The following is a 20,133-nucleotide window of genomic DNA, read 5'->3' on the forward strand; positions in this document are numbered from 1 at the left end:
TGTCGGAAAGCCCGCCGTGTGCCGGAGGGCCGAAGCGGCCCAACCGGCCTAGACGGCGAGGATTCTGCGGATCGCGGCTTCGATGTCGCGCTGCCCGACCACCCACTGCTTCTCCAGGGCGGGGGCGTAGGGCGCGGGGCTGAAAGGCGCCCCCACGCGCACCACGGGGGCGTCGAGCGTCCAGAACCCCTCGTCGACGGCGCGGGCGGCGATCTCGGCGCCGATGCCGAAGTCGAGGACCGCCTCGTGCGCGATCACCAGGCGGTTGGTCTTCGCGAGGGAGCCGAGGACGGTCTCCCAGTCGATGGGTGCCACGGTGCGCAGGTCGACGACCTCGACCGAGACGCCCTCGGCGGCCAGCGACCCGGCGACGGCGAGGCTCTCGCGCACCATGCGCGAGACGCTGACGACGGTCACGTCGGTGCCTTCGCGGAGCACCTTCGCCTTCCCGATCGGGACGACGTGGTCGGACGAGAAGCCCGGGCCGGACTTCTCGTAGAGGAGCCGGTGCTCGATGACGACGACCGGGCTGTCCTCGTGGATGGCGCTGCGCAGCAGTCCGTAGGCGTCGGCCGGGGTCGAGGGCATCACGACCTGGAGGCCGGGGATGTGCGCGAGGAGCGCCTCGATCGCCTGGGAGTGCTGGGCGCCCGAGGAGCGGCCGGCGCCGAACTGGGTGCGGATGGTGAGCGGCACGCTCACCTTGCCGCCGGTCATGTACCGCAGCTTGGCGGCCTGGTTCATGATCTGGTCCAGGCAGACGGCGATGAAGTCGGAGTACATGATCTCCACCACCGGCCGCATGCCGGCCATGGCGGCGCCCACGCCCGCCCCGATGATGGCGCTCTCGGCGATCGGGGTGTCGCGCACCCGGCCCGGGAAGTCGGCGGCCAGTCCGCGGGTCAGGCCGAAGACGTTGCCGCCCTCGCCGACGTCGATGCCGGCCACGAAGACCGACGGGTCGTGCTCCAGTTCGTGGCGCAGTGCGGCCTTGACCGCGCGGCTGTAGCGGACGGGTTCGGCGCCCTCGGGCAGCGCGGGCTCGGTGACGGTCCTGGTGGGCGTACGGATGTACTCGAAGAGGTCGCCGGCCGACGGTTCCCGGCCGGCTTTCGCCGCCTGAACGGCCCGCTCGATCTCCTCGGTCACCGACGCGTGCACGGCCGCGATGCCGGCCTCGCTCGTGCCGCCCGCCCGCAGCCGTTCCTCGGCGAGCAGGATCGGGTCCCGCTCGGCCCAGGCCGCCGCGAGGTCCTTGTCGCGGTACTTGAGCGGGTCGCCCTCGTAGTGGCCGCGGGCGCGGAACGTCACGGCCTCGACGAACGCCGGGCCCCCGCCGCGGCGTACCGCCGCCACGATGTCCTCCATGGCGTCCGCCATCTCCGTCACGTCGTTGCCGTCGAGACGGTGGAAGGACATGCCGTAGGCGGCGGCGCGGGCCTCCATGAGGCCGGGCGCCTTCAGGTGGGTGCTGGAGAACTCGGAGAACTGGTTGTTCTCGCAGAGCAGGATCAGCGGCAGCCGCCAGTCGCCGGCGAGGGTGGCGCCCTCGTGGAAGGCGCCGGTGCTGGTGGCGCCGTCGCCGAAGTAGCTGACGGCGACCTTGCCGTCGCGCCGCAGCAGCGCGGCGGTGGCGGCTCCGGCCGCGATCGGTACTCCGGCGCCGACGATGCCGTTGGCGCCGAAGATGCCCAGTGCCGGGTCGGCGATGTGCATGGAGCCGCCGCGGCCGTGGTTGGTCCCGGTCTCCCGGCCGAAGAGTTCGGCGAAGGCTCCGGTGAGGTCGAGGCCTTTGGCCAGTACGTGCCCATGCCCCCGGTGGGTGGAGGTGATGACGTCGTCGGGCCGCAGTGCCGCCGCGGTCCCGACGGGCACGGCCTCCTGACCGACCGAGAGGTGCACGAACCCGCGGATCACGCCGTCGCGGTAGAGCGCGGCGGCCCGGTCCTCGAACATCCGGATGCGCAGCATCTCGCGGTGGAGGTGGGCCAGGTCCGTCCGGTCTCCGGGGCTCGGGTGCGAACGGGGCTTCTCCTGGACGTGTGTCATCGTGCTCCCTGTCCTCGCGGGAATCGAATCGCGGCGTCGGTTGCGGACCGCAGTCGCGATCGGGCTCACTGTGACACAGGACGAGGGCCTTAAACAAGCATTGATTGGTTACTGGTGTGCGCGGATTTCTGCGGGCTTTTCCGGCGTGTGCGCGACGGCCGGCCGGACCGGCCCGCGCGCGGCCCGCACCCGCGTCACGGCGCGGGCTGGTCGGCCAGGCGTATCAGGAGGCTGCCGAGCTGCCGCTGTTCCTCGGGGGAAAGCACGGCGAACCAGGCCCTGTCCCGCTCGGCCTGGGCGCGCAGGCCCTCCAGCAGCCGGGAGGCGCCCTCCTCGGTGAGCGAGACGAGCACCTGACGGCGATCGGTCTCGCTGCGGTCGCGGCGGATCAGTCCGTCGCGCTCCAGGGTGTTCAGGACGGCCGAGGTCGCGGCCCTCGAGGCCCCGGACAGCCGGGTGAGCTGCCGGGCCTCGAGGGGTCCGGCGGCCCACAGCAGGTTCATGAAGCGGAACCCGGCCCAGCTCCAGCCCAGTCTGCGGTGCACCGACTCGGCGTCCTGGCCGAGCCGGTTGAAGAACTTGGTCAGGTTGAAGACCAGGTCGGTGCGGTCGGCGGCGTCGGGCGGGACGGTGTCCTGCTCGACGAGCCGGGCCCGCAGGACGTCTCGGAGGGTGGGCTGCGCCTGGCCGTCGGGGGAGTTCACGCCGAGAAGGATAGAACCCACTCAGTCCTCGAGACGGATGGCCTGCTCGGGACATGCCATGGCCGCGGTCTCGGCGTCCCGGCGCTGGTCGCCGGTCAGCTCGGCGACGACGGTCTCGGCGTAGCCGCCCGCGTCGAGGTCGAACACGTCGGGCGCCATCATCGCGCACTGGCCGTGGCCCACACACTTGCTCGTGTCGATCACTGCTCTGGTCATCGGTGCTCCTTCGTCGGGTCCTGCGCTGCGGGGCCTGCGCTCACCACGCCCGTCTCGACGAGCCGGGCGGCGTCGAGCCCGAGGGAGGTGAGGATGTCGTGGCTGTGCTGTCCGGGCAGCGGCGGCGGCGTCGGCTCGTGCGGCTCGGAGCCCGAGAACCGGGGTGCCGTACCCGCCTGGAGGACGCCGTCGTGCCTGCGCAGCGACCGCCGGGACCTGATGTGCGGGTGGTCGGCGGCCTCGGTGAGACCGAGGACCGGGGTCACGCAGCAGTCGGTCCGCTCGAACTCCGCCGCCCACGCGTCACGGGTGCGGGTGGCGAAGACGGCGGCCATCCGGCGGCGCAGGTCCGGCCAGCGGGACTCGTCGAGCTGGTGACGCGGGTCGTCGTCGAGGCCGAGCCGGCGCAGCAGCTCCGCGTAGAACTTCCCCTCGCCCGCGCCGACGGCGACGTATCCGCCGTCGGAGCACTCGTAGACGGAGTAGAAGGGCGCGCCCCCGTCGAGGACGTTCACCCCGCGGCGGTCCTGCCACATGCCCCCGGCGTACATCGCGTGGGTGCTGGACAGCAGGTGGGAGACGCCGTCGACGATCGCGGCGTCGACGACCTGCCCGGTGCCGCTGACCGCGGTCTCCCGCAGCGCGGCGAGGAGTCCGATGACGAGGTAGGTGGCGCCGCCGCCGAAGTCTCCCACGTAGTTGACCGGGATCTGCGGCGGTCCGCCGGCGCCGCCGATGCCGTGCAGCGCTCCGGTGAGGGCGATGTAGTTGATGTCGTGGCCGGCGGTCGCGGACAGCGGGCCCTCCTGGCCCCAGCCGGTCATCCTGGCGTACACCAGCCTGGGGTTGCGGGCCAGGCAGACGTCCGGGCCGAGTCCGAGCCGCTCGGCGACGCCGGGCCGGAAGGGCTCGGTCAGGGCGTCGGCCCGTTCGGCGAGCCGGAGGACGATCTCCACCGCCTCGGGCTTCTTCAGGTCCAGGGCGAGGGACCGCTTGCCGCGGTTGAGCAGGTCGAACCTGGGCTCGGCGGCGGCCTCGACCCCGCCGTGCGCGGCCCGCGCCCGGTCGACGCGGATCACGTCCGCGCCGAGGTCGGCCATCAGCATGGTGGCGAAGGCGCTCGGGCCGAGACCGCCCAGTTCGACGATCGACAGCCCGCTCAGCGGTCCGGGCATGGCTCCTCCTGCGGTCAGCACCGATGCGGGGGATCAGTGGCACCGACAGCGTAAACCAATTAACGTATGGTTATGAAGTCCTCCCCTACCGCACTCGTCGTCGGCGGCACCGGTCCGAGCGGGCCGCACCTGATCACGGGCCTGTTGGAGCGCGGGTACGACGTCGAGATCCTGCACCGCGGGGTCCACGAACCGCCGGACCTGCCCGACGTCCGCCACCTCCACGCCGACCCGCACTTCCGCGAGACGCTGGACGCGGCGATCGGCTCCCGCACCTGGGACGTCGTCCTGGCCACCTACGGACGGCTCAGGACGGTCGCGCAGGCGTTCGCCGGGAAGTGCGGGCAGTTCATCGGCGTCGGCGGCGTCCCCGTCTACCGCGGCTTCTTCGAGCCGGAGGCCACCCGGCCCTACGGCATGCGGCTGCTCGCCCGCGAGGACGGCACCCTCGCTGACGCCTACGAGCCGGTGGCGCCCTTCGCCGCGAAGATGGTGGCCGCCGAGCGGGAGGTGTTCCGGCTCGGCGCCGAGGGCGCGTACGCCGCCACCATGGTCCGCTACTCCCAGATCTACGGGCCGCGCAACATCGTGCCGTGGGAGTGGGCCGTGATGAAGCGGATCGCGGACGGCAGGCGCCGGATGATCCTGCCCGACGCCGGGCTGTGGATCGTGACCCGGTGCGCCGCGCGCAACGCCGCCGAGGTGCTGCTGTCCGCGGTCGGCAACCCGGCCTCCGCCGGCGAGGCGTTCAACGTCGCCGACGACGACCAGCAGACCACCCGCCAGTGGGCGGAGAGCATCGCCATGCTGCTCGGCGCGGAGCTGGAGTTCGTCGGCATCCCGTCCGAACTCGCCCCCTCCGCCATGGGTGAGCTGCTCTCCCCCACGGCCCGCCCGCACGTCCTCGTCGACGCCTCGCGCGCCAAGCGGCTGCTGGGCTACCGCGAGGTCGTCACGGCCGCGGACGCCCTCGCCGAGACCGTCGCCTGGCTGGCCGAGAACCCCGTCACCGCCGAGGACTACCCGACGTACAACGCCCGGTTCGACTACGCGATGGAGGACCGGCTGCTGGCCGCCTGGGACCAGGCCCGCGACCTCGTCCGCCGGCAGGCGCCGGACACCCCCGTCGACATGGCCCACCCGATGCCGCACCCCCGTGTGCCGTCCCTCCGGGCGGACGCTCGCGGTCGCTGACCGAGGGTCCTCCGGCGGCTTCCCGGTGCCCGGGGAGCCGCCGGAGTCATGCGCGGCGCCGGGCCGGGCGACCGCGGACCTGAATCCGGGCCCGGGCGGCGACGGGGCAGAATCCACGCCCGGGACACCGTCGGCAGAAGGCGGGGCAGGGCCCGGGGACGCAAGGGGTAGCACCGCCCGGTGCGGGTGAGATGAACAAGCAGCCAGGGCTCCGGAGTGGCTCGGGCACGACCCCGCCTGAGCCGTCGGCCGAGGCGTGGGACCCGCACCCAGGCCTGGCAGCGACGGACAGGACCCCACCCACCCCGGCCCGGAGACGCACGCGGCGCCGAACCAGGCCACAAGGCCACAAGGCCACAAGGGGCAGGATCCCCGACCGAGTCGGCGATACATGAGAACCGGGTCCCGGGCCGTCGGCAGGACCCGCGGCCGAGCCCCTGCGTGACCGGCAGGACCCACCCCCGGGCCCGGAGACGCACAGAACGCCGGGCCTCGCGGCGGCGAGGGGCAGGATCCCCCGCCCGAACCGGCGATACGCGAAGACCGGGCCCCGGGGCGACCGCGGGCCGGACTCCGCGTCACCCCGGGACCCGGCGTATACCGGCCGGGCCGGGCTCAGCCCGGCGTCAGATCCGTCGCGACGATCCGGCGCGGGTGAAAGGTGACCTTGCTGCGGGTCTGGCCCGGCAGGTCGTGGTCGTGGAAGTCGTGGCCGTACTTCGCCCCCGCCTCGGCGGCGAACGAGAAGTCGGCATCGGGTTCGAGCTGGACGTCGGCGCGGATCTCCAGCGTCCGGAACCTGTTCTCGGGGTCCATGACGAACAGGGTGGCCAGCGGGTTCCGCCGCAGGTTGCGGGCCTTCTGCCGGGAGTCGTTGAGCGAGATGCGGAAGAGTCCGTCGCCCTCGTCGTAGTGGAAGGCGATGGCCGTGACCTGTGGGAGCCCGTCCGGGCCGATGGTGGACAGGGTGGCGGTCATCGCCTTGGTGAGGTCCTGGTGAGTGGCCGGGACCCGGGGCCGGTCGGACGTCATGACGCCTCCTTCTGCGGGAAGCCGCCCGCCTTGGACACCATCGAGGGGACTTCCTTGCCGAGCTTCCCGCCGATGAAGGCGGCGGCGTCGACCAGCGCCGGGACGGACAGGCCGGTGGTGACACCCGAGCGGTCGAGGGTGTAGACGAGGTCCTCGGTGGCGATGTTGCCCGTCGCTCGCGGCGCGAAGGGGCAGCCGCCGATGCCGCCGATGCTCGAGTCGAGGATGTTCACCCCGAGGTCCAGTGCGGTCACGGCGTTGGCGTAGCCGGTGTTGCGGGTGTTATGGAAGTGCGCGCGCAGCGGGACGTCGGTCAGCGTGCGGGCGGTGCCGAAGAGTTCGCGCACCTGGCGCGGCACGCCCACCCCGATGGTGTCGGCGAGCGCGATCTCGCGGGCGCCGGCCGCCGAGGCCCGGGCGACGAGACCGGCGACCGTATCGGGCGCCACCTCGCCCTCGAAGGGGCAGCCGAACGCGGTCGCGATCGTCACCGACGCCGGCATCCCGGCCGAGGCGGCGAGTTCCAGGACCTCCTCCACCATGGCGGCGAGGGCGTCGGTGCCGGCGTTCTGGTTGCGCAGGTTGAAGGAGTCGCTGGCGGCGACGACCAGGTTGATCTCGTCGACGCCGGAGTCCAGGGCGCGCAGGAAGCCACGCCGGTTGAGCACCAGCCCGATGTACGACACGTCGTCGCGCCGGGGCACCCGCTCCATCACCTTCTCGGCGTCGGCCATCTGCGGCACGGCGTCCGGGCGGACGAAACTGACGGCCTCCATCCGGCGCACCCCGGCCGCGATCGCCAGTTCGATGAAGCGGACCTTGTCCTCGGTGGCGAGGATCGTCGCCTCGTTCTGCAGGCCGTCCCGGGGGCCGACCTCGACCACCTGGACCTGCCCGGCCGTCTCCCGCGCCGCACTCGTGGTGCCCGACGGCTTCGTCATGCCCTCACCTCCGCTGTCGCGCCCCGCGCCGGACGTGCCGTGCCGCTGAGCTGCTCGATCCGCGTCGCCGCGAGGTACCCCTCCCGTACGGCGGTCCGGTAGGACCGCGGGAGGACCGCGTCACCGACGTACTCCACCGGGACCCCGAGGTCCCCGGCCCAGTCGGGCCGGGACGGCGCCGCGCGGGTCACCATGACCACCAGATCCGCCTCGTGCGTGGACACCGTGTGCCCGAGGAGGTCCTCCACGTCGACGGAGGCCGGGGTGACCGCGGCGACCATGGACAGCGGCAGTGCCGTGAACCTGCCGTGGGCGCGCAGCCGGCCGAGCGCCGTCGCGGGGCGTCCGGTCGCCTCCGCGGGCAGTCCGACGGAGGCGAACGGGGTGACGAAGGTGACGTGCGCGCCCGCCTCGACGAGCAGTTCGGCCACGCCGAGCGCCTCGTACTCACCGATCTCGTCGACCACGACCGCCGCCGCGGGGACGGTGGTCAGCGTGAGGGCGTCCCGCGAGGTCACCACGTGCGGCAGGTCCGCTCCCGGCACGGCCGCACCGGGCCGCGCCGTCTGACGGGCGCCGGGCCGGGGCACCGATCCGGTGGCCGCGACGACCACGTCGGGCACGGTGGCGAGCACCGCCTCGGCGTCCGCGCGGGTGCCGAGCCGTACGTCGACGCCCGCGCCGCGCACCTCCCGTTCGGACCAGGCGATCGCGTCGAGCATGCCCGGCGCGTTCGGCATGGCCAGCGCCGCCCGGCGGGCGAGGCCGCCCAGTTCCCCGGTCTCCTCGAACAGGGTCACGGTGTGCCCGGCCAGGGCCGCCGCACGGGCGGCCTCCAGACCGGCCGGGCCGCCGCCGACGACGGTCACCCGGCGGGCCCGCCGGGTGGGGTGCGGCAGGTCGGTCGTGGTGCCGGCGCCGGGCAGGGCGGGGTTGACGGCGCATCGGATCGAGCCCTCGGTGATGATCGAGCGCTGGCACTCGTTGCAGCCGATGCAGGGCCGCACCCGGGCGGCCCGGCCGGACATCGTCTTGCGGATCAGTTCGGGGTCGGCGATGTGCGCCCGGGTCATGCCGATCAGGTCGGCGGCGCCCGAGGCGACGGCCTCGTCGGCCTGTTCCAGGGTGCGGTAGCGCCCGGTGACCAGGGTGGGCAGGGTCAGGCCGCGCGAGGGCAGTTCGTTCCAGGGCAGTTCGTAGCCGGCCGGCTGGTCCATGCCACCGGTCATCAGCGGGAAGGCCTCGGGGGTCCGGCCGCCGAGCGAGAACCCGACGAAGTCGACCAGGCCCTGGTCCTGCAGGGCCCGGCCGATCGCGAGCATCGCCTCGGAGTCGATGCCGCCCGGACCGATGTCCGCGCTCAGCCGCACGCCCAGCACGAATCCCGGCCGGGTCGCGGACCGCATCCCCTCCAGGATCTCGGCGAGGAAGCGCAGCCGGTTGCCGAAGCTGCCGCCGTAGCGATCCTCGCGCCGGTTGTAGAGCGGTGAGAGGAAGTGGTTGACCAGGTAGTGGTGGGCGCCGTGCACCTCGCAGCCGTCGAGCCCCGCGTCCGACATCACCTGCGCGGCGTGCACGAAGGCGTCCTGGATCTCCTCGATCTCGGCGTGCGTCATGGCCCGGGCCGGGGCGCCGTTGAGACCGTCGTTGTCGGAGGCGGAGAACGCCGGGCGGCCGTCGGGCAGGGGCGGTGAGGCCGCCCCGCCGTGGTTGGCCTGCCCGATCAACACGGCCCCCTCCTCGTGCACGGCCGCGGCGAGCCGCGCCAGACCGGGTCCTACGTCGTCCCGGTGGAGCCGGAACGACGCGGGCCGGTACGTCGGGTGCACGGCGCCGGCCTCGGTGATCAGCAGGCCGACGCCGCCGCGCGCCCGGGCGGTCAGGTACGCGACGAGGGTGTCGGAGACCAGCCCGTCCTCGGCGTACCCGGTCATGTGGGCCGTCGTCGCGACCCGGTTGCGGACCGTCAGCGGCCCGAGGCGGAGCGGCGAGAGCACGTGCTCGAGTGCCATGATGCCCTTCCTCTTCCTCAGACGGAGCTTCCGCCGGAGTAGCGCACCCACGTCGCGCGCTGCCAGCCGTCCTCGAACCGGGCCGCCGCCAGCGAGCCCTCGGTGATCGCCGGTTCCAGGGTGCGCGGACCGCGCGCGTCGCCGATGACGTACAGCTCGGGGATGTCCTCGAGCTCGGCCGTCAGGGCGTGGTCGGGCACCGCGCCGGACATGAACACGAAGGTGTTCACCTGCAGTTCCTGGATCCGGTTCGGGGCGACGATCGGTGCGACGGTGGCCCTGCCCGGTTCGACGCCGTGCACGAGAGTGCGCGTGTGCAGCTCATAGTCGCCCTTGTACAGTTCCTCGGCGTGCGGGCCGGCGGCGTAGTCGTAGGCGACCGGGATATTGGCGGCGAGGTTGGAGAAGCGGGTGACGTGGTGCACCCGGTGGCCGGCCAGGACGAGGGTGTCGGCGACGTCGATGCCCTCGTAGTGCCCGAGCTCGTCGACGAGGAGCACCGGCCCGGTGATCTCGGCGCCGTTCAGGACGTCCCAGCCGGTCAGCACGTCGACCCCGGCCAGACCCGCCGGGGCGTCGGCGGGCCGCCAGGCCTGGAAGCCGTCGTGGCGGGGGGTGGCTCCGGTCGCGACGACGACGCGGTCGGCGCCGATGGCGTCCACCGCCTCGCGGGAGTCGAGCGCGGAGTTCAGGACGACCTCGACGCCGAGGCGGGCCAGCTCCGACTCGTAGTAGGGCAGCAGCGAGGCCACGTCGGAGCGGGACGGGGACTTCTCGATCAGCCTGAGCTGTCCGCCCAGCCGGTCGGCCCGTTCGTGCAGGACGACCCGGTGACCGGCCAGCGCGCAGGAACGGGCGGCTTCCAGGCCGGCCGGGCCGCCGCCGATGACCAGGACGGTGCGGCGGCGCGGGCTGATGGTGAGCACAGGGTCGCCGCGCCTGCTCTCGTGACCGCAGGCGGGGTTGACGACGCAGCCCATCAGGCCGCGGCTGGTGAGGCCGCCGGCGCAGGCCTGGTTGCAGGAGATGCAGGGGCGGATCTCCTCGGTGCGTCCCTCCTGCGTCTTCCTGACCAGGTGCGGGTCGGCGATGAGCGCGCGCACCATGGAGACCATGTCGGCCTCACCGTTGCGCAGGATCTCCTCGGCGTCGTGCAGGGACAGGACGCGGCCGGTGACCATGGTGGGGAGCGTGGCCTGCCGGGTGATCTCCCCGGTGGCCTGCCGGACCATGTAGTTCCGCGGTTCGCGGGTGACGCCGATCAGCTTGGAGCGGCGGTAGTGGCTGCCGTAGGAGACGTTGAGGTAGTCGACCAGCCCCTCGGCCTCCAGCCGCCCGATCACCTTCCGGATGTCGTCGCCCGTGGTCATGTGGTCGGCGCCGTCGGGCGAGAGCCGTACGCCGACGACGAAGTCGGGGCCGACCCGGTCCCGGACCGCGCGCAGTGCCTCGACGAGGATCCGTGAACGGTTCTCCAGGGATCCGCCGTACTCGTCGGTGCGGTGGTTGGTGGCCGGGGAGAGGAAGGAGCTGAAGAGGTAGCTGTGCCCGCCGTGCAGTTCGACGCCGTCGAGGCCGGCCTGCCGGACCCGGCCCGCCGCGGCGGCAAAGCCCTCGACGACCTCGTCGATCATGTTCTTGGTCATCGGGTGCGGCACCAGGCCCAGGACCGGGTCCGGCACCGCGGAGGCCGCCCAGGGGGCCGAGCCGTCGTGCGCGTAGAGCGTGGGGCCGCCGTGCATGAGCTGCTGGAACAGCTTCATGCCCTCGGCCCGCACGGACGACGCCAGGTCGGCGAGGCCCTCGATGATGTCGTCGGTGGTCAGGTCCAGGAAGCCCGGTGAGCTCCAGTGGACCTGACCGCCCTCGCCGAAGCTGAGCGCGACGCCGCCCCGGGCGCGCTCCATGTGGTAGGCCTTCAGGGTCTCCGTCACCGGGCCGCGGGCGAAGCCGGTGCCGTGCGCGGACCGGACGATGCGGTTGCGCAGCGTGACGTTCTTGATCGTGAGCGGCTGCCAGACCAGGTCCAGTTCCCGCTCGGCCCGCTCGGCCTGCTCGTGAAGTTGCTCGGCGCTCACGTACGTCCCTCTCGTGCCGGGTCCTGCTGTGGTGTGGTGCGTGTGCCTACTGAGTTCCTGTGGTGTTCCCGCGGTCCGGTCGCTGCGGTCCGGACCGCGTCTGGGATAGGGGGGTTGCCCGGGTGTCAGCCGAGCATGTCGCGCAGCACGTTCTTCTGGATCTTGCCGGTCACGTTGCGCGGGAAGTCGTCGACGACGACCACCTTCGTCGGCACCTTGTACTTGGCCAGGCGCGAGGCCACGTGGGCGATCAGGTCGGACTCGTCGACCGTGCGGCCCCCCTCGGGCACGACCACCGCGTAGCCGACCTCGCCCCACTTCTCGTGCGGCATCCCGACGACCGCCGCGTCCTGCACGTCGTGGTGGCTGGAGATGACCCGCTCGACCTCGGCGCAGAAGACGTTCTCGCCGCCGGATTTGTACATGTCCTTGAAGCGGCCCCGCAGGGCAACGAAACCGTCCTCGCCGATCGAGACGGCGTCACCGCTCTTGAACCAGCCCGTGGCGGTCGCCTCGTCGTTCTCGGGGTCGCGGCGCCAGTATCCGGGGGAGATGGAGGGGCCCCGCACCCATGCCTCGCCGATCTCGCCCGGGGTGACGTCCTCGAGGGTGATGGGGTCGACGACACGGATCTGGACGTGCTGGACGGGCATCCCGACCGTGTGCGCCTTCTCCACCCGCGACCCCTTCGGCATCAGGGTCATGCTGGGCCCCATCTCGGTGGCGCCCCAGCCGGCCTGCAGTTCGAGGCCGTGCTCGCTGAAGTAGGCACCGACGTCCGCCGGGATCGCGCCGCCGCCGACCATGCCGGCCCGGATGTGGGAGAAGTCGGCCGAGTCGGAAGCCTGCTCCATCACCATCCGGTACATCACCGGTGCGGCGTTGAAATTCGTGAATCCGTGGCTGCTGTCGCCGAGCAGTTCGGCGACCCGGGCCGGGTCGAAGCGGCGCATGACGCTGATCCGGCCGCCGGCCATGAGCGTCGGGTTGACGATCGCGTTGAGGCCGGCCGCGTGGAAGAGCGGCAGCGCGCTGAGGTAGCGGGCGGGCGGGCTGCCGATGCACATGTCGTGCTGGACGTTCAGCGCGTGCCAGGCCAGCCCGCCGAGCGTGATGAGGGCGCCCTTGGGCAGACCGGTGGTGCCGGAGGTGTAGAGGATCTGGGCGGTCCGGTCGCCCGGGTACGGGCCGGTGCCGCTGATCGGAGCCGCCCGGTCCATCGCCGCGTCGATGTCGTTGCGGACGTCGGTGCACTCCCAGCCCGCCAGCGGCAGGCCGAGCTTCTCGCCGAGCGTGGTGGCGGTGTCCTGCCAGGTCGCGTCGTGGATGAGCAGGGCGAGGTCGGCGTCCTCGCAGAGCACGGCGATCTCGTCGACCGTCAGCCGCCAGTTGAACGGCACGAAGACCGCGCCGGTGCGGATACAGGCGAACTGCAGGGCCAGGACCCGCCAGTCGTCGTCCGCGATCAGTCCTACCCGGTCACCGCGCCGAACGCCGAGGTCGACCAGGACCGAAGAGAGCCGGGCGACCCGGTCCTCGAACTCGCTCCAGGTGAGTTGCCGGCCGGAGTCGAGGCTTTCTACCGCGATCTCGGGCCCGTGGCGGCGCGCGTTGTAAGTGACCCAGTCCGTCAGATGAGTGACCACTCGTGCTCCCTAGCTGGTGATCGAAGTGGGGTGCGGCATCCCTAGCCGTCGTACGCCCTCGGTCACGTGGCCGAACGGGCGAAAACCTAACAGCATCTGATTATGGGGTCAATGGCAGTGACGGCGCTTCCACTGTCCGTGGGATCCGCAGGTCAGACCACCCGTTCCTCCCGGACCACCAGACAGAACACCTGGAACGGCAGGAGCGCCGGACCGTCCGCCACCGCCTGCGCGGCCCGGGTGGCCGGGGCGGCGGAAGGGAACCAGACCTCCAGCAGCCCGTCGTACGGCCGGTCCGCCGCACCGCGCGGCGAGAGTCCGGGGTCGGCGTCCAGCGCCGCGCTCCAGCGGTGCCCCAGCGCCGAGCCCGCCCCCGGCAGGGCACCCAGGGATCCGGCCAGCGCCCGGCCGGCCGGCTCGCCCGCGGCGCCCGTACGGGCGAACACCATCAGCGTGCGCCCTCCGGGCGTAGGGTGCTCCGGCGCCTCACCGAAGCAGTGCGCCAGCAGCACCGCGGTCATGCTGGACCGGTCGGTGAACAGCGCCTCGTCCGGCACGGCACGGCCGAGGTAGTCCGGGTGCGCGCGGAGCGTGCCGATGGCCGCGAGGTCCGGGAACGAGGCCAGCGGCACGCCGTCGTACTCCCAGTCCGGCGGGCGGCCGACGGGCTGCTCATCAGGTATCGCGTGACCCTGCGAGTAGCCCACCATGCCCGGCAGCCCGCAGGCGATCGCCGCGTGCTCCTCGCGCCAGTGGCGGGAGAACTCCGCCCAGTCGAGGTCCGCTCGCCGGCGCACGGGGGCCACGGATCTGATCATGGAAACGGTGGTACCGGCCGGATCGGCCGTCATCTGGTCAGACATGGGCAGATGCTGACGTGACTCCCGGTAAACGTCAAGGTTTAAACAAGCGACGATCATACGTCAAGTCTTTGACAATCATCGTTGGGTAAGCCACTGTGGAAGCGCACCCCCCGGTTCCGGGAACGTCTTTCACCACGAGGAGGGGCCGTGATTCACCACCTGGCCATCACCCCGAAGAACTTCGACGTGTCGCACAGGTTCTACACCGAGGTCATGGGCTTCGAGCTCGTGAAGATCGTCAAGCGTCAGGCCATGGGCGGATCCAAGGCCGGCTGGACCAAGCACGTGTTCTACGAGACCGCCAAGGGTTCCGGCTCGTACTTCGTGCTCTGGGACCTCCACCTCAACGGTGTGGAACTGCCCGAGGACTGGGACCCCTCGATCTCCGTCGGCGTCGGTCTGCCCTGGTGGATCAACCACATCGCCTTCGAGGTCAAGGACCTCACCGAGCTGGAGGAGAAGAAGCAGCACTGGCTGTCCCACGGCCAGAAGGTGAGCGAGGTCGTCCACGAGTTCATCACGTCGATCTACACCCGTGACCCGGACGGCAACATGGTCGAGTTCACGACCAACACCCGTCCGCTCGACGACGACGACAAGGCGGAGGCGCTGGAACTGCTCGCCGACAACGAGCCCGCCTCCATGCCCGACTACCCGGGGGTCGTCTACCTCCCGGACGGACGGATCATCGAGGCACCGTCCTCGGAGTGACCCTTCCCGGCCGCATCCGTCGTCCTTCGTACAGGCCCGGCCCGGCCCGATCCCGTCCGGATCGGGCCGGGCCGGGACGACGGGCCGCGCCGGCCGTGTCCGCCGCCCCCGCGACGGACACGGCTCCCTCAGCACGTTGCCGGTTGTTCCCCCCGCCCGCTGCCGCGGGACACCCACACACGAGAGGTCAGGCTCATGGGCTGGTCGATGTACACCGCCAGATTCGGAGCGACGAAGCCGGCCTTCCTGCCGGCCGTGGCGGATCCCGAAGCCGTCACCGAGTCCGTGCGCGCGGGCCTGGACTGGATGTTCCCCGACGTCGTCATCACGGCCGACACCGCCACGGTGCGCCTGTCCATGAACGCGCCCTCCGCCGAGGCGGCGCTCGCGCATCTGCGCGGCAGCTACAAGTCAGCCCTCTACACGGCCGGGGTGTGGCAGGTCGGCAACTGGCCACTGCACCTGCTCACCGTCGAGGCCGGCCTGCCCCTCGGGGTCGGAGCCCCTCCCGACGCCACCGCGGAGCCCGCCGCGGTCCACGGCCGGGACGGTCTCCATCTCGTCGGCTGACGTCCGGTCGGCTGACGTCAGCCGGACGCACGGCATGCACGGCACCCACGGCACGTGCGCCGGATCCCCGGAGGGGGCAGCGGACGCCGCCCCGCGCATCGCGGGGGCGGGACGTCCTCGTGCCCGCGCCCTCCGTCCCCGCCGTCGGCTTTCCGCTCGCTCAGGACCCGGAGAGCCGTTCGGCCGCCAGCCGCGTCTCCTTCAGCTGGATCGTGCTCTCGATGATCGAGATCATCGAGGAGGCCATCACCTGGAAGAGCTCCTCGGAGCTCATGCCGCGCGCGTCGAGGGCCGCGTACAGCGACGGCGTGGTGATCTCGCCGTTCTCGTCCTCGACGGGCCCGGTCGTGCCGGTCTCCTGCAACGCGCTGGTGATCGCCAGCAGTTCCAGGCTCTCCATCAGCGGGGCGACCATCGGCAGCGGCACGCCCTCGGCCTGCAGCCGCTGCACACTCGCCTCGACCTCCAGCAGACCGATACCCAGCGGCGCGCGGCGCAGCATCACGGGAATCAGCTCCGGGTGCGAGATCAGCGCCTGGCGGGTGCGGTAGGCGTTGAGCGGCAGCCAGACCCTCCAGTTCTCGTTCTCGGTGCGCGGGGTCGCCACGTCGGCCAGCGCGAGCTGGGTGACGCCGACCAGGATCTCGTCCTTGTTGCGGAAGTGGTGGTACAACGAGGCGCCGTTGACCTTGAGGGCCTCCCCCAGACGCCGGATGCTCAGAGCGTCGAGACCCTCGCCGTCAACGATCTCGAGCGCCGCCTCGAGTGCCTTGCGGCGCGAGATCAGCGGGACCTTCGGTCGGGCCATGGGGGCTCTCCTCGTCTCCGGGCTCCACGTCCTCACGCACCTTAATCCATCGACGTTCGTCTGGTGGCCACCAGGTGCGGGTGGCCCTCTTTGTCCTTTCCTGATTCCACGTCAGTTCCGGCAGCCCCCTCGGCCCGTTCGCTCCCGGCCGTCATCCCATCGTACGGAGAGGCCCGCGCCCAGTGACCGACGACAACACCGCCCCCTCAGCAGGGGCTCCTCCCGGCCCGGATCCGGCGCCGGTCGCAGCGGCCCCCTCGGCGGCGGGCGCGACCCGTGTGATGGTGGTCGTGGCGCTGCTGATGTCGGTGTCGCCCTTCACGATGGACATGTACCTCCCGGCCATGCCCGAGATGGCCCGCGACCTGGACGCGGCGCCGTCGCAGATCCAGCTCTCCCTCACCGGTGTGCTGGTGGGGCTGGCGCTGGGCCAGCTGGCCGCCGGGCCGCTGGCCGACGTGTTCGGCCGCCGCCGCCCGGTGCTGGTGGGGCTCGCCGGCCACATCGTCACCTCGCTGCTGTGCTTCGCCGCCCACGACCCGTATCTGCTCGCGGGTACCCGGCTGCTGCAGGGTCTGTCGTGCGCGGCGGTGGCGGTCGTGTCCATGGCCACCGTGCGCGATCTGTTCGCGGGTTCGGGCTACGCGCGGGTCATGTCACGGATGTTCCTCGTGATCGGTGTGGCCCCGGTGCTCGCACCCACCATCGGCGGCGGTGTGCTCGCGGTCGCCGAGTGGCCGTTCATCTTCCTGGCGCTCGCCGGTCTCGGAGCGGTGCTGCTCGTGGTGGCCGCGACCTCGCTTCCCGAGACGCTGCCGCCCGAGCGGCGGGGCCGGCCCTCACTCCCGGCCGTCCGCGCGTCCTACCGAGCACTGCTGGGCGACCCGACGTACCTCGCGCTGATCCTGGTCGGGGGGCTGATGTTCTCGACCCTGTTCAGCTACGTGTCGGGGGCGTCGTTCCTCCTGCAGGGCCGATTCGGGCTGAGCGAGCAGCAGTTCGCCCTGCTCTTCGCCGCCAACGCGGTCGGACTGACGGTGCTCGCCCAGGTGAACCCGGCGCTCATCCGGCGCTTCGGACCGGCGAACGTGCTCACCTTCGCCACCGTGCTGGGGCTGTTCAGTTCGGCGCTGCTGCTGCCGCTGCTGGCCTTCGGCGAGGCGCCGCTCGGGGCCGTTGTCGCGGTGCTGGCGCTGTCGGTCGCCGGGTACGGGCTGAGCATGCCGAACAGCCAGGCGCTGGCGCTGAACGGGCAGGGCCACCGGGCCGGCACCGCGGCCGCGCTGATGGGGTTCACACAGTTCGCGGTGGCCAGTCTCGTGGCGCCGATCGTGGGCCTGGGCGGGGCCGACGGCACCGCGATGGCCGGCGCCATGCTGGCGGCCACCGCCTGCGCGGCGGGCGTGATGTGGCGCGTCGTCCGGCGGCACCCGGAAACGATGGCCGTCCGCTGATTCCGCCGTCCACCGATTCTTGCCAGCTTGAACCAACCGCTGTTAGTTTATGGTGCATGCCTGAACACGCGCTCGACCAACGACCGCTGGTCGTCGGCATCGGTGGCACGGTGCGGGGCGAGTCCAGCTCCGAGGCGGGGCTGCGCTCCGCTCTCGCGGCTGCCTCGGCCGCCGGTGCCCGCACCCTCTGCCTGACCGCCCACGACATCGCGCTGCCCTTCTACGAGCAGCGCGTCCCGCGCTCGCCCCAGGCGGCGAGACTGGTGGAGGCGCTGCGCTCGGCCGACGGCCTGATCGTGTCGAGCCCCGGCTACCACGGATCGGTCTCGGGCCTGGTCAAGAACGCCCTCGACTACGCCGAGGACCTCGCCGGCGACCAGCGCCCCTATCTCGACGGGATCCCGGTCGGCTGCATCGGTGTCGCCTACGGCAAGCAGGCCGCGGTGGCGGTCATCGACCAGCTGCGCACCGTCGCCCACGCCCTGCGCGCTTTCCCGACCCCGTACGGCGCGGCGGTCGTCGCCCAGCGCGGCGCCTTCCGCGACGGCCGGTGCGTCGACGCGGCACTGGACGATCAGTTCGCCCGTGTCGGGGCCCAGGTGGCGGCCTTCGCCGGCGCCGTCCGGACCGCCGCCGCCGTGTTCGAGGTCGCATGAGCGCCCGCCCGCTGCGTGCCGCGGGGCGGTCCTTCGGCATATGGGCCGGCGCGTTCCGCCTCGACGACCGTGCGCTCGTCGCCGACGCGGCCGCCGCCCTGGAGGACATGGGCTACGCGGCCCTGTGGTTCCCGGGTGGCCTGCGCCGTACGTTCGAGACGGCCGCCGTGCTCCTGGAGGCCACCTCGCGGGCCGTCGTCGCGACCGGTATCGCCAACATCTGGGTCAACCCGCCCGCGGAGTCCGCGCGGGCATTCGCCCGCCTCGACGCGGCGCACCCCGGCCGGTTCCTGCTCGGGCTCGGCGCGAGCCACGGGCCGATGGTCGAACGGGCCGGTCTCGGCCGGTACGAACGGCCGCTGGCCAAGATGCGGGGCTACCTCGACGAACTGGACGCCTCGACCACCCCGGTGCCGCCCGAGGACCGGATCATCGGCGCCCTGGGCCCGAAGATGCTCGCCCTCTCCGCGGAGCGCTCCCTCGGCACGCATCCGTACCTCGTCACACCGGAGCACACGGCGCGGATCCGCGCGGCGGTCGGCTCCGGCGCCCGGGTGATGCCGGAGCAGGGGGTCGTCCTCGACTCCGACCCCGCCTCGGCCCGCGCCACCGCCCGTGAGGCGCTCGCCATGTATCTGGAGCTGCCCAACTACGTGAACAACTGGCTGCGCCTGGGCTTCACCGAGGACGACGTGGCCGACGGCGGCAGCGACCGCCTGGTCGACGCCCTGGTCGCCTGGGGAACGCCCGGACAGATCGCCGCCCGGGTCCGCGCCCACCATGACGCGGGCGCGGACCATGTGTGCCTGCAGTTCCTCGGCGCCGCACCGGGCGGGCTGCCGCTGGACGCGGCACGCAGCCTGGCCACGGCCCTGCTCGGCTGATCCGCGGGCGCCCGGGCCCTTCGTCACGGAGGGGCCCGGGCGCTCCGCGGATGTCACCGCGTCCGCCCCTGTGTCGGGCCCCGCTCCGGCGAAACCGTGGAACCCGCCCACCTCCTGGGCCGTCTCCTGGAAAGTGAGCGCGCCGTCCCGGCGGTTCGGGACCGCTGTCCCCGCGGGGACAGCGGCCACCGGTCAGGACCGGCGGCACGGAAGGGGCCCGCGCCCACCCACTCGTCCAGGGCCGCCTGCGCGGAAGGTGACAGGTCGTCGGCGAGTTCGTCACCGCGGGGCCCGTGCCCGCCCGTCGCCGTCGTGGAGCACCGAGCGGGTCCGGGACACGCCTACCTGTTGTGGAACTCCGGGGCGCGCTTGCCGAGGAAGGCCGCGACCGCTTCCCGGTGGTCCTCGGTGAGCGCCGCGGAGACCTGGGTGCGGTTCTCCAGATCGAGACCGGCGGCCTGGCTGGAGATCTCCAGCTGCGACCACATCACCTGCTTGGTCATCCGCACCCCGTACGGCGCGTGCGCGGCGATCGCGCGGGCCACCTCCAGGGCGGTGTCCATCAGCTCCGCCCGGGGCACCAGCCGGGAGACCAGTCCGATCCGTTCGGCCTCCTCCGCCTCCACGAAACGGCCGGTGAGCAGCAGTTCGAAGGCGCGCGAGGCGCCGATCAGCCGGGGCAGCAGCCAGCTCACCCCGATGTCGCAGCCCGAGAGGCCCACCTTGACGAAGGCCGCGTTGAAGCGGGCGTCGTCGGCGCAGACCCGGACGTCGGAGGCGAGCGCCAGGGCGAACCCGCCGCCGGACGCGGCGCCCTGCACCGCCGCCACGACCGGCATCCGCAGCGAGCGCAGCCGGGTCACCAGGGTCGCGATGTGCTCCTGCACCGACATCCAGTCCGGGACCGCCCGTGATCCGTCGCCGCCGGGCGCCGTGCCGTGCCCCTGGAGGTGGGCACCGGCGCAGAAGTGCTTGCCCGCCCCGGTGAGGACCACCACGCGGACATCGGTGCGGGGCGCCAGGGCGCCGAGCACGTCGTGCAGTTCCTGGACGATCACCGCCTCCAGGGTGTTGAACCGCCCGGGCTCGTCGAGGCGGACCTCGAGGACGCCGCCGCCGTGGTCGACGGTGCTCACCGAG

At 72.5% G+C, this 20,133-nt stretch carries 18 protein-coding genes; 6 read left to right on the top strand and 12 right to left on the bottom strand.

What is annotated here, in order from left to right; all coding sequences use genetic code 11:
• Positions 1-48: 48 nt before the first annotated feature.
• The 4 genes from V4Y04_RS00265 to V4Y04_RS00280 form a co-directional block, all read right to left on the bottom strand.
• Positions 49-2,049 carry an alpha-ketoacid dehydrogenase subunit alpha/beta gene (locus tag V4Y04_RS00265; RefSeq protein WP_332424875.1) on the bottom strand — a complete coding sequence of 667 codons (2,001 nt, stop codon included), beginning with the start codon at positions 2,047-2,049 and terminating at the stop codon, positions 49-51.
• Positions 2,050-2,243: 194 nt separating this feature from the next.
• Positions 2,244-2,753 carry a MarR family winged helix-turn-helix transcriptional regulator gene (locus V4Y04_RS00270; protein ID WP_332424876.1) on the bottom strand — a complete coding sequence of 170 codons (510 nt, stop codon included), beginning with the start codon at positions 2,751-2,753 and terminating at the stop codon, positions 2,244-2,246.
• Positions 2,754-2,774: 21 nt separating this feature from the next.
• Positions 2,775-2,969: a ferredoxin gene (locus V4Y04_RS00275; RefSeq protein WP_332424878.1), complete on the bottom strand. Its 195-nt coding sequence runs from the start codon at positions 2,967-2,969 to the stop codon at positions 2,775-2,777.
• Entirely contained in the window at positions 2,966-4,144 is a 1,179-nt protein-coding gene (locus tag V4Y04_RS00280) for a CaiB/BaiF CoA transferase family protein (protein ID WP_332424881.1), read from the bottom strand. Before V4Y04_RS00280 ends, V4Y04_RS00275 begins: the two co-directional genes overlap by 4 nt.
• 72 nt (positions 4,145-4,216) lie before the next feature.
• On the opposite strand from V4Y04_RS00280, the gene V4Y04_RS00285 reads away from it, so the two are divergent.
• Positions 4,217-5,338 carry an NAD-dependent epimerase/dehydratase family protein gene (locus V4Y04_RS00285; RefSeq protein ID WP_332424882.1) on the top strand — a complete coding sequence of 374 codons (1,122 nt, stop codon included), beginning with the start codon at positions 4,217-4,219 and terminating at the stop codon, positions 5,336-5,338.
• Between the two features lie 615 nt (positions 5,339-5,953).
• Here V4Y04_RS00285 and V4Y04_RS00290 read toward each other — a convergent pair.
• The 6 genes from V4Y04_RS00290 to V4Y04_RS00315 form a co-directional block, all read right to left on the bottom strand.
• Positions 5,954-6,370, bottom strand: coding sequence for a PPOX class F420-dependent oxidoreductase (locus V4Y04_RS00290; protein ID WP_332424883.1), 417 nt, complete (start codon positions 6,368-6,370; stop codon positions 5,954-5,956).
• Positions 6,367-7,311, bottom strand: a complete 945-nt coding sequence (locus tag V4Y04_RS00295; protein WP_332424884.1) for a hydroxymethylglutaryl-CoA lyase — start codon at positions 7,309-7,311, stop codon at positions 6,367-6,369. The genes V4Y04_RS00290 and V4Y04_RS00295 overlap by 4 nt, the downstream gene beginning before the upstream one ends.
• Positions 7,308-9,323: an oxidoreductase gene (locus V4Y04_RS00300; protein WP_332424885.1), complete on the bottom strand. Its 2,016-nt coding sequence runs from the start codon at positions 9,321-9,323 to the stop codon at positions 7,308-7,310. The genes V4Y04_RS00295 and V4Y04_RS00300 overlap by 4 nt, the downstream gene beginning before the upstream one ends.
• A 17-nt stretch (positions 9,324-9,340) precedes the next feature.
• The gene (locus V4Y04_RS00305) at positions 9,341-11,401 is read right to left on the bottom strand and encodes an oxidoreductase (RefSeq protein WP_332424887.1); all 2,061 of its coding nucleotides are present in this window, start codon (positions 11,399-11,401) and stop codon (positions 9,341-9,343) included.
• A 125-nt stretch (positions 11,402-11,526) separates the two neighbouring features.
• Entirely contained in the window at positions 11,527-13,047 is a 1,521-nt protein-coding gene (locus V4Y04_RS00310; RefSeq protein WP_332424889.1) for a class I adenylate-forming enzyme family protein, read from the bottom strand.
• A 152-nt stretch (positions 13,048-13,199) separates the two neighbouring features.
• Positions 13,200-13,910 (bottom strand): EthD domain-containing protein, encoded by a 711-nt coding sequence (locus V4Y04_RS00315; protein ID WP_332424891.1) that lies wholly within the window; start codon positions 13,908-13,910, stop codon positions 13,200-13,202.
• Positions 13,911-14,057: 147 nt separating this feature from the next.
• Between V4Y04_RS00315 and V4Y04_RS00320 the strand changes: the two genes are divergently transcribed.
• Entirely contained in the window at positions 14,058-14,621 is a 564-nt protein-coding gene (locus V4Y04_RS00320; RefSeq protein WP_332424893.1) for a VOC family protein, read from the top strand.
• Positions 14,622-14,816: 195 nt separating this feature from the next.
• Positions 14,817-15,191 carry a hypothetical protein gene (locus tag V4Y04_RS00325; protein ID WP_332424894.1) on the top strand — a complete coding sequence of 125 codons (375 nt, stop codon included), beginning with the start codon at positions 14,817-14,819 and terminating at the stop codon, positions 15,189-15,191.
• A 160-nt stretch (positions 15,192-15,351) separates the two neighbouring features.
• Here the strand turns inward: V4Y04_RS00325 and V4Y04_RS00330 are convergent, their stop codons facing one another.
• Positions 15,352-15,999 (bottom strand): TetR/AcrR family transcriptional regulator, encoded by a 648-nt coding sequence (locus V4Y04_RS00330; RefSeq protein WP_332424896.1) that lies wholly within the window; start codon positions 15,997-15,999, stop codon positions 15,352-15,354.
• A gap of 182 nt (positions 16,000-16,181) precedes the next feature.
• On the opposite strand from V4Y04_RS00330, the gene V4Y04_RS00335 reads away from it, so the two are divergent.
• The 3 genes from V4Y04_RS00335 to V4Y04_RS00345 are packed head-to-tail and all read left to right on the top strand — an operon-like array spanning position 16,182 to position 18,993.
• A complete protein-coding gene (locus V4Y04_RS00335) occupies positions 16,182-17,453 on the top strand; it encodes a multidrug effflux MFS transporter (protein ID WP_332424897.1) in 1,272 nt (423 codons plus the stop codon).
• A 56-nt stretch (positions 17,454-17,509) separates the two neighbouring features.
• Complete coding sequence (locus V4Y04_RS00340; RefSeq protein ID WP_332424899.1) at positions 17,510-18,109, top strand: NADPH-dependent FMN reductase; 600 nt, start codon at positions 17,510-17,512, stop codon at positions 18,107-18,109.
• On the top strand, positions 18,106-18,993 hold the full coding sequence (locus V4Y04_RS00345; protein WP_332424901.1) for an LLM class F420-dependent oxidoreductase: 888 nt from the start codon (positions 18,106-18,108) through the stop codon (positions 18,991-18,993). The genes V4Y04_RS00340 and V4Y04_RS00345 overlap by 4 nt, the downstream gene beginning before the upstream one ends.
• 341 nt (positions 18,994-19,334) lie before the next feature.
• Here the strand turns inward: V4Y04_RS00345 and V4Y04_RS00350 are convergent, their stop codons facing one another.
• Positions 19,335-20,129, bottom strand: coding sequence for an enoyl-CoA hydratase/isomerase family protein (locus V4Y04_RS00350; RefSeq protein ID WP_332424903.1), 795 nt, complete (start codon positions 20,127-20,129; stop codon positions 19,335-19,337).
• Positions 20,130-20,133: the final 4 nt, after the last annotated feature.

This window comes from Streptomyces sp. P9-A2 (assembly GCF_036634175.1).
In the GTDB taxonomy this organism is placed as follows: Bacteria; Actinomycetota; Actinomycetes; order Streptomycetales; family Streptomycetaceae; genus Streptomyces; species Streptomyces pratens.